The following is a 9,818-nucleotide window of genomic DNA, read 5'->3' as shown; positions in this document are numbered from 1 at the left end:
GTGCCGTCCGGTTTATAACGTCCGCCCTGCTCCCAGTATCCCCAGCCCCAGCCTACGGAAATACCGGAATAAGCCACGTCACGAATTGTATTATTCGTAATAACAGTTCCATCCGTATAGCCTGCCACAACGGCAATGCTTCCCTTATATTCCGTACCGATTCCGTTAAAGTAATTATTTGTAATCGTATTGTCTTTTACTATTAAACGCTCATCATGGGGTGTTTTATTTTTAATATGGTTCTCAACAGTATCTCCGGGCATCAAAGGATGTGCTTCGGTAATACTGACCCCTCCCACAAGTATTCCGCCTGCCGATATATCTTTAAATACACTATTTTTTACTGTGTTGCCCACAGAACCATCCAGCATATTGATTCCGGCTGAACCCAGGTTCTGGAATGTACAGCGGTCAAAGGTAATTCCTTTTGCCATCTTAGTAACAATTGCCGCTCCCGGTGCCAGAGAATATGCATGCATGTTGAAATCTTCTTTGGGATCATGGGCAAAGTTAGCCTGCTGCTCCGGCCACCCCTTTGCACTGGGATAGAGCCAGGTATTATAGGAAAATCCAAAGCCTTCAAAGCTGATATCTGACACGCTTTCATCCAGGTTTCCCTCCAGTGTAATTAAATTTTCCACACTTGGAATAATGGCCTGTGTCTGGCTCATTTCCTGTCCTGCTTTTGGCATATAGTAGATCTTCTTTTCCTGGCTGTCAAAGTACCATTCCCCCGGTTCATCCAACAGTTCATAGGCATTTTCCACGTAATCAGGTCCTCTGTTAATCTGGACTCCACCTGCAATCTGCCCGGTTTTAAAGGAATCCCACTCCATTTCAATAAAACTGTTGTTTTCATCCAGTTTTGTAATTGATGTTACAGGTGAAATCCGGTGTGCCCAGCTGATATCCCAGATAAATTCAATATTGTCGGGATTTCTCCAGTTTAGAATATCCGTATTGGCACAGCGAAAGCCCGTATAAGCATCATGGTTTCCATTGTATGTAGTATACGTGGTTTTCTCTCCGCTACGGACCATTTCACCTTTTATTTTTCCTTTTGCACGGACTGCCATTTCTCCATCCACATAAAATTGTCTGGTATTATCAATGTCCGCATCCGCTGCCAGAAGCCCCGGACGTTTTTCATCATTTGCATCTTCCCACCCGGTAACCTCCAGTCCGGAGGTGAGTACTGCTTTCCCGGGTTCTTTTGCTTTGTAAATTATTTTGTGTCCATTACTTGCAGAATCCTCCTGGTTAAATGCAACCGTACTATCCAGAAGATATTCCCCATCATCAAAATAAACAACGATATCTCCGGTCATATGATCATTTAATCCCTGCACCGCCAGTCTTGCTTCTTCCATACTGGCAAAAGGATTCTGTTCTGACCCGTCCCCTGTTCCAGGCTCTGTTCGGGCCGAGACATAGATCTCAGCCATTACCTGGCTGCTGCTTACTTCTGCCTGCTCTGCCATTGCAACTCCCGAAACAGAACTTACTAACATTGCTGCAGATAACAAACCTGCTACTAACTTTTTCCTCATAAGCTTTTTCTCCTTTTTCATAACTTTGATTATTTTCCTGTAATAAGAGGCAGTGCATCGCACAGATGATCATACTCTTTCAGACACAACCCGCTGACTCCTGCTTTTTCTATATTTCCACCTCCAATTCCTATAACTGAAAATCCTGCCAGGCGCAGGGAAAGTACCCCGGCGGAAGAATCCTCCATTCCTATAACCCTGTTTCTTTCCTTTGGCATAATTCCAAGTCCTACTCTGGCAGTCTCAGCGTACAGCCAGGGATGCGGCTTCATGGCAAGCTCACTGAGCGTTCCTGCCTGTCCCTGCCGGAAAGCCGTTCCTGCAGTGATAATGGTATCATAGAATTGAAATGGATCTCCCATCCCCATTACATCAAACGCAGATACAATTTCCGGTATCGCCTTATTGTAAAGGCCGGAAGTTACCAGCCCGATCTTAATGTGTTCAGCCTTCAGTTCCATAAGAAAGTCCTTCAGACCGGGAGACGGAACAAACGCTCCCTTTTTCCCCTGGCCTTTCATAATCTTCTGCATTTCATCTTCGACGATTTCATAATAAAAAGTTCTTGCTTCTTCTACCTTCTGGTTTGGACAATACTTTGTAATACAATACTGTAAATGTTCCGATACTGAATGTCCTGATACAAAGGGCTCATCCTCATCCGATAAACCAAAACTTGCATTTCCCATCAGCCTCTGCATAGTCTTCTCAATAATCCACATCCAGAACTGCTCGCTCCGGACACTGGTTCCATCCAAATCCATCAACAATGCTTCTGCCGGACCTTCAAATACCGGTTCCATCATGGGATAAATTGCCGGATAACCCATTAGAGACTTCACATAGCATAAGGTCTTATCCTGATACACGGCAAATTCTGTCTTGCCGTCTTTTGTACCCAGAATTTCCTTTACACCGTCTTCCCCAACTTTAAAGGGTCCTCCATCGCTTACTTCCAGCGGTATAAAATCACCAGCATTTTTTAACGTTCCTATTCCCGGAATCCATTTTTCCATTTATATGGCACCCTTTCTGTTTCTTATATTTTTTCTCAACAACTTTACTTTAAAGTTTTACTTCAACTGTCATAATTTTATCCGGTCCCAGTTCCAGGTTCAAAGCGGTTCCCTCATAAGTAAGGTCCGTAATTCTTTCTTCCTTCATATTAACCAGATATGCTTCTTTTACAGGACGGTCAAATATCAGCGCTGCCTCTTTTGTTTCTGTACATGGATTGTAGATACGAAGAATGAAGACGTCCCTGTCTTCCCCCATCTTGATACAGGATGCCTGTGCTCCTTTGACCTCAAAAAAGCTCTTTTCATTCGGTAAAAATCCTGTATTTTCATAATCCGTACTGAACTGCACCGGCAGAACAGGAATTCTCTGGCGCCTGCTCTCTTCCTGCAATCCGGCTTCTTCCCAACTGCCTCTGTGAACCGTTAATCCATAGCGGTATTCCATTTCTTCCTGGAGCTGTCCGCCCTCCTGCGACGGATAAGAAGATCCACTGCGGAACTCGGTACAGATCATATTTCTTACCGCCCGGAATAATGTACAGGATAAAATTCCCTTACGGGAAGCATCGTATTCTATAAATTCCTGTGAGACTACTCCAAATCCCTTGTTCCCATCACTGATATCCACAAATCCCTGCATCGGCAGTTTATCCATCTCTGTATAACGGAGTCCGTTTTCTTCCTTGTCTGCAGCTGCATTTCTATAGTCCACGCAGAAATGTCCTCCGGCAGATGCACCTTCAGCTATGACATCTGCATTAAAGTTTACCGACAGCCGGTGATCCTTTGCAGTATTTCTTACCTTCAGAATTACATCCAGCTTTTTTGCATCTTTCTTCAATATGTAACGGATAGCAACCAAAAGGTCTGTCATTTCACTGCTTCTCTTGCTTTCTCCCTGGATTCCTGCTTCGGGGCGCAGGCTAAATGCCGGGACCCGGAACTTATATGAAACACAGATGCTGGTCTGAAGGGGTGTGTTTTCTTCCATCCAGATATCTGCAGAGGTTCCACGGCTTGAGAATATCTGATCATGATAAGGCGGATAATGAATCCAGTAATCACCGATATCGCCGCCGCTTTCCAGGTAATTGAGCTCACCTGTTTCAAATCCCGTTTCCTTGTCCAGCAATTTCACTGTACCGTTTGGCTGGACGCTGGCCCTCAGATATTTATTTTCCATGACACAGGCACCTATTCCAAGCTCCCTGCCATCGCTCATGCGGGTTGCCGGCCAGAATTTCTGCTTTCTGGCAAATTTCTGCCTGGGTACCAGTTTCACTGTTTTATATCCTCCTGCAGGTATTTCACCTGTCTCCAGGATAAGTTCATGGCGGTCCGCATAGAAAGGTTCCGGCCTGGTATGGCGGCTGACTGCAGGTGTTACTGTTTCTTTTCTGGAAATATGGGCACTTTCTAATTTCTTCCCATCCATACTGTACACATCAAAATCCCAGATATTCTGTTCTTCCGGTGTATCAATTACCAGTTCCACCACTTCATTTCTTTTTGCAGGAAGAGGATTAACAAGGAGAACCAGGATATCTTCTTTTTGAAAATCTGCTCCGGATATATTGGAAGCAATATAGCGGATGACCTGATCATTTACACATTCGGATAATTCTGTACACTGATCCAGACGGTACATAACATCTCTGACCGTTTTCTCCTGTACAACGCCATTAATGCTGTCATGGGACTGGGAACCCAACAGATAGTCTCTGGCTATATTAAGGTAATTCCTGTCATAATTCATTCCCATCAATACCCCGGCTACTGAAAGCGGTTCTGCCATATCCATCAGGATGCTTTCTGCCGATTTATTTTTCTTTTTCACAGGGTAGCGGGTCATCAGTGCATTGGCTGACACGGAAGGTGCCGGACCATCTCTCAGTTCCCCTTTAATGACTCTTAGGTCTTCCCCTGCCAGCTTTTCCTTTAAAAGTGCCGCATAATCTTCCATATTTGTATGGGATAGTGTGATACCCTCTTCTTTTAGAACTTCATTTATTTTATCAATTAATTCCGGTAACCTGGTCTGTGCACAGGTGGAATCCGATCCATCCATTAAAACCCGGTCATTTTTTAACCTGCTGGCATTCATGGCATTCCAGGAATAAAGGGCAAGCTCTTTCAGTTTTTCTTCATGAACCTCTTCCCTGTGGCTGAGCATAAAGAAATCCTGTTCACTTCCGGTTTTATCTGCTCTGTGATAAAGTCTTGTATTCCCATAGTCGTAGCGGAACTCATCTGACTTGTATGCCCTTCCGCTCATGGCTTCCATATAGGTATTCATATAGAAATTGGCACGGGCGTCCTCTCCAAGCCTGCTGGCAAGTACCTGAGTACCGTCTTTACCTTCCCAGATAAACTCACTCTCCGGTGCTTTTCTCTCATTTACTCTTTTTGCCACAATGACTAAATCAATGCCAAAGCCTTTGTATATCTGAGGAAACTGACTGGGCTGTCCCCATCCAAAAGATTCATAGCCCACATTTAATTTATGTCCGTACCGGGCGCAGACCTGATCTCCTTTTAGAAGATTTCTTACCAGGCTTTCTCCGCTGACCGGATACAGATCCGGAAGGGTATACCATGGTCCGATCAAAAGCCGTCTGTCCCGAATATGCTTTTCTAACCGCTCTTTATTCTCCGGACGAATCATTAGGTAATCTTCTAAGAATACGCTCTGTCCGTCAAAGAGAAAACTTACATAATCCGATCGGGTATCCAGCACATCCAGCAACTCATCCAGCATTTCCGCCAGATAAATTCTGCTTTCCCAGATTGGATACCTCCATTCCCGATCCCAGTGCGTATGTGTAATTACATAACCTTTTTTATCCATATACAAAACTCCTTCTCTTATTTAACCTTTCAACGCTCCCATAGTCAGTCCGCTGACAAAATTCTTCTGTGCACAAAGATATGCAATAATAACGGGCATTGCCGCAAAAAATACATAGGCGAATACAATTCCCCAGTTTGCAGAATGGGGACCAATAGCAGTATAAATACCTACGGTAATCGTCCTAACCTGTCCCAGCAGCAGCGGTGTCTGAAAGTCATTCCAGATTCCAAGACCTACGAAGATTGCAATAGTTGCCGTACAGGGCCGAAGCAGTGGAAACAAAATGGACCAGAATATACGGAACCTGGTCGCTCCGTCAATCGATGCCGCTTCTTCCAACTCTATAGGCAGTGAATGCACATAATTGGTATACATAAAAGAAGCAAAGGAAATATTACCGGATACAAATACCAGAATCAGAATAGGTACTCCAAACGGGATACCCATATTCCGCAGTAAAATACACAAAGGCAGATAAACGATAACATAAGGAACCATGATTCCAATCAGGAAATACACCCGGAGCATACCGGAGAGCCTGGACTTCACCCTTGCCAGATAATAAGCCGCCAGGGAAGACACGATTACCGTTATTACCGTTCCAGCCACCATTAGGATAATGGAATTGGTATACATCTCCACTAAATTGGTATTCGGGCTTTGTAATACACTGATAATATTTTCCATCGTAGGTGGAATCGGAAGGGTCAGCGGCTGATCCAGAATGATGCCGGAGTCCTTAAAGGTATTGGCTATAGCTATGTAAATAGGCAGAATCACTATGATTGCCAGAATAAACAGAAAAGCGGTCTGAAAAATATTTACCGCCCTGGTTTTCGCTTTCATAGAATGCATTACATTTCCACCTCCTTTTTATTCATGGCACTGACAATGAAGATTGAGATTGCTCCGATTGCCAGGAATAATACAACTGATATTGCAGAAGAGTAACCTACCATATTATTGGAAAAGCCCTGGGAAACAATATTATATACTACCGTTTCCGTATCGTAACCGGGACCACCGTCTGTCATAATCTTCACGACGTCGTACATACGAAGTTCATTGATAATACTCATCAAAAAACTCACCGACATGCCCGGTATAATAAGCGGAAGGGTTACGTTACGGAATTTTTTCCAACGGTTCCCGCCATCTACGGTACATGCTTCGTATAATTCATGAGGCACTGTCTGAAGCGCTGCAAGATACAGCATCATATGATAGCCAAGTGTGCGCCAGATTTCTACAATGATAATACATACAATTGCCGACCCCTGACTTCCAAGCCAGTTACCAACAAGATCCGACAATCCCAGGGCACTGAGAATACCATTTAGTACACCATTATAGGAAAGAATACTCTTCCAAACAAAGGAGATTGCCACGGTACTTAATACAAACGGAACAAAAAAGATAATTCTAAAAACGTTACTCTTTGCAGAAGCTGTATTTACCAGCATTGCTAAAAATAAACCAAGTATATTTACAAGAACGACTACTACAACGGAAATAACAGCAGTATTCTTTACTGCATTTCCCAATCTGGCATCCCGGAATACATTCAGATAATTCTCAAGTCCCAGAAATTCCATTGCATTGAAACCGTTCCACTTATTCAAACTGAAATAAAAAGCCATAAAAATAGGAATTACAAGTAAAACAGTATAGATTATAAATGCCGGTGCGGCAAAGCCAAGGGACATTTTACTTTTTTTCATTTTAAACACCTCATATTATTTAAGAAAAGCTGCTGCAAATCCATCTTTTCTGTTTGAATCTACAACAGCCCTGTTCTATTCAAATTTCGTTTTATTGCGCATCCAGTAATCTTTGATATTCAACATCCCAGTTTTCCACTTCCGCTTTTACATCTGCTCCGTTAAAAATATTCTGGAATGATTTATCCATATAAGACTGCATTCCACTTGGAACTGCAAATTCGCCCGGAAGTTTTATAATTTCCTGAACGGTGTTCCATCCGGAAGTATTGTCTAAGAACTTTGTAGTAACCGGTCCCTGTTCGTAAGATACTGCTTTTTTTGTAGTAGAATATAAGCCGTCTGACTGCAGGTATGTCTTATATACTTCCTGATTTTCATCAAACACATATTTGATGAACTGGAAAGCAGCATCCTTATTCTCACATGTCTCAGAAACGCCCCAGTAGGAACAGTCTGCAACGCAGATTTCGCTTCCATCCATAGTTGGAACTGAAAATACGCCAAAGTCTTCATTCTTTTCTCCGTCCAGGCCTGCTGCCTGCCAGGAACCGTCAACCATCATAGCTGCTGTTCCCTTCTTAAACTCTTCGGAAGCCTGGCTGTAACTTAATGACATAGCACCTTCATAGTAATATCCTTTATTAACCATGTCCTGCCACTTCGTCAGAACGTCAACCGTTGTCTCATTATTCCATGTATTTTTACCTTCTTTTAATTCCTGGTTAAAATTCGGGTATTTAGACAATAAAGCCGTATCCCCTTCTGCAATCCAGAATGGTTCTCCCGTTGCCCAGATATCGCCGGTTCCGCCGCACATTAACGGTACTTTGCCTGCATCTTTAATGGTCTGACACACATTCATAAATTCATCCCAGGTTTTAGGCTCTTCCAGCTTCAGTTCATTGAATACTGCTTTGTTATAATAACACTGCATTTTATACTGTTTAAAACTTGGTACGGTTATGCTCTTTCCATTATAGGTACACAGTGCAGATTCCTCAAAGAGATCCAGAACATCCTGGGGTACCTCAGTAAAAATACCTTCCATTGTTGCCAACTGTTCTGCCTCAATTACAACATCCGGGAAATTACCGCTGCTTAACATGGTTTTCCAGAAGGAAGCACGGTCATCACCGGTTGCCAGAACCTTCTCTACGTTAATTTCCGGATTGGCTGCTTCAAATGAATCAATCATTCCCTGCCAGATCTCTGCCGTGATATTATCTGTCTCAAAAACACCAAAGGTGATCGTAGTCTGTCCTTCACTTCCGGTATCATCTGCCGCTGCAGTATCCGCTGCTTTTGTTTCATCAGCTGCCGCAGACGTCTCTTTTGTCTCCCCTGCTGTTGCTGCTTCTTTTGTTTCTCCTGTAGTTGCATTCGTCTGGGTTTTTCCGCCACCGCATCCTGCAATAAATGTTGCTGACATACATGCGGTCAGTAAAATTGCTATTATTTTTCTTCTTCTTTTCAAAACTGTATCCTCCTTTTATCTCTTTTTTATTCCCGCGGGCAACGAGCCAAGTAGGTATGACTGCCTGTCCACATGACTGCTGCCGCGAGGGTCAAAGCCCCCTCAGCTCTCTGCGCGGGGTCTTCGACTTGATCGTAACTCACCGGTTTGCTTTGATGACTACATTATATTTCATAAATCAGAGGGTTACAATTTCACAAATTATAGAACTCTTTCGAAAATTGCAGGTCATATTGCAATTTCTATATATTTAATATAGTATTGATTCAAATATTATACAAAGAGACAGAAAGTGAGTGTGTCATGAAAATAAAAAAACGGATAGAAAATACCAGTATTTTTAGCAAAATCTCCTTTGCAACAATTTTACTCATTATCCTGTGTTCTTTGGCTACCAGCTCATTTCAGCTAATTAATTTTACGATTAACATCAAGGGCAAGGATCAGCTTCTGGTCAGCGAAGCAGCCGAAAGAATTGAACAATTTATGCTGGACAAATATAATATGATGTACAACCAGCGAATCTTAATGCACTCCACAGACCATATTGCAAATATTATTTCATCCACCAGATCCAATTCGGCTGATATTTATCAATCGAATAATCTGAATAAAATAACAGATTACCTGACTGCCCTGTGCTACTCGGATCACATGATTCAGGACACCATCCTCTTTACGTCCGACGGAAAAAATGCCTTTTCCTATTCCAATGTCAGCAGTCGTAAGATTTCTATCAGCTATGATTATAATAAACTGCCTTACATCAAAGATTTTAAAAATACTTCGGAGACACTTACCACTATTTATGATGCAGCTCCTCCTTATATCCCCCAGTCATCCAAAGAAAATTCTGAAGTAGTGACATTTATAGGCAAGCTGTATGACATGAATTATCCAACGAAAAAAATCGTTACCGGATACCTGATGATGAACTTTTCTCCCCGGGAAATCAGTGCCACATACAATGAAATTGACAACGCTGCGGACGGGGAATATATTGTGGTGAACGGATCTTCCAAAATAATTTATTCGAATAATCCTTCTTACATTAACCTTAATTACAAGAAAGGATTTTTGCCGGAGGAAGATATCCTGTCTAACAAATCAGTCAGCCTGTCCGGTCTGAAAATCATCAGCGCTGTCTCTGATGAAAAACTAATGAAAAACATCTGGGGTATTATCCAGAAAATCATTCTG

7 protein-coding genes are annotated in these 9,818 nt (G+C 42.6%); 1 reads left to right on the top strand and 6 read right to left on the bottom strand.

What is annotated here, in order from left to right; translation table 11 throughout:
• The 6 genes from RHS_RS26045 to RHS_RS26020 form a co-directional block, all read right to left on the bottom strand.
• On the bottom strand, positions 1-1,550 hold a 1,550-nt coding region (locus RHS_RS26045), incomplete at its 3' end, for a right-handed parallel beta-helix repeat-containing protein (RefSeq protein ID WP_047834818.1).
• Between the two features lie 29 nt (positions 1,551-1,579).
• Complete coding sequence (locus RHS_RS26040) at positions 1,580-2,566, bottom strand: HAD family phosphatase (RefSeq protein ID WP_044297170.1); 987 nt, start codon at positions 2,564-2,566, stop codon at positions 1,580-1,582.
• A 49-nt stretch (positions 2,567-2,615) separates the two neighbouring features.
• Positions 2,616-5,417 carry a glycoside hydrolase family 38 C-terminal domain-containing protein gene (locus RHS_RS26035; protein ID WP_047834817.1) on the bottom strand — a complete coding sequence of 934 codons (2,802 nt, stop codon included), beginning with the start codon at positions 5,415-5,417 and terminating at the stop codon, positions 2,616-2,618.
• Between the two features lie 21 nt (positions 5,418-5,438).
• Complete coding sequence (locus RHS_RS26030) at positions 5,439-6,275, bottom strand: carbohydrate ABC transporter permease (protein ID WP_052377905.1); 837 nt, start codon at positions 6,273-6,275, stop codon at positions 5,439-5,441.
• Complete coding sequence (locus RHS_RS26025; protein ID WP_027295378.1) at positions 6,275-7,141, bottom strand: carbohydrate ABC transporter permease; 867 nt, start codon at positions 7,139-7,141, stop codon at positions 6,275-6,277. The genes RHS_RS26030 and RHS_RS26025 overlap by 1 nt, the downstream gene beginning before the upstream one ends.
• A 91-nt stretch (positions 7,142-7,232) precedes the next feature.
• Positions 7,233-8,618: an ABC transporter substrate-binding protein gene (locus tag RHS_RS26020; RefSeq protein WP_027295379.1), complete on the bottom strand. Its 1,386-nt coding sequence runs from the start codon at positions 8,616-8,618 to the stop codon at positions 7,233-7,235.
• Between the two features lie 303 nt (positions 8,619-8,921).
• On the opposite strand from RHS_RS26020, the gene RHS_RS26015 reads away from it, so the two are divergent.
• A partial coding sequence (locus RHS_RS26015) for a hypothetical protein (protein WP_047834816.1) occupies positions 8,922-9,818 on the top strand: 897 nt, incomplete at its 3' end.

Source organism: Robinsoniella sp. RHS, from assembly GCF_001029355.1.
Classification (GTDB): domain Bacteria; phylum Bacillota; class Clostridia; order Lachnospirales; family Lachnospiraceae; genus Robinsoniella; species Robinsoniella peoriensis.
This window is presented reverse-complemented; position numbering and strand designations above follow the sequence as displayed.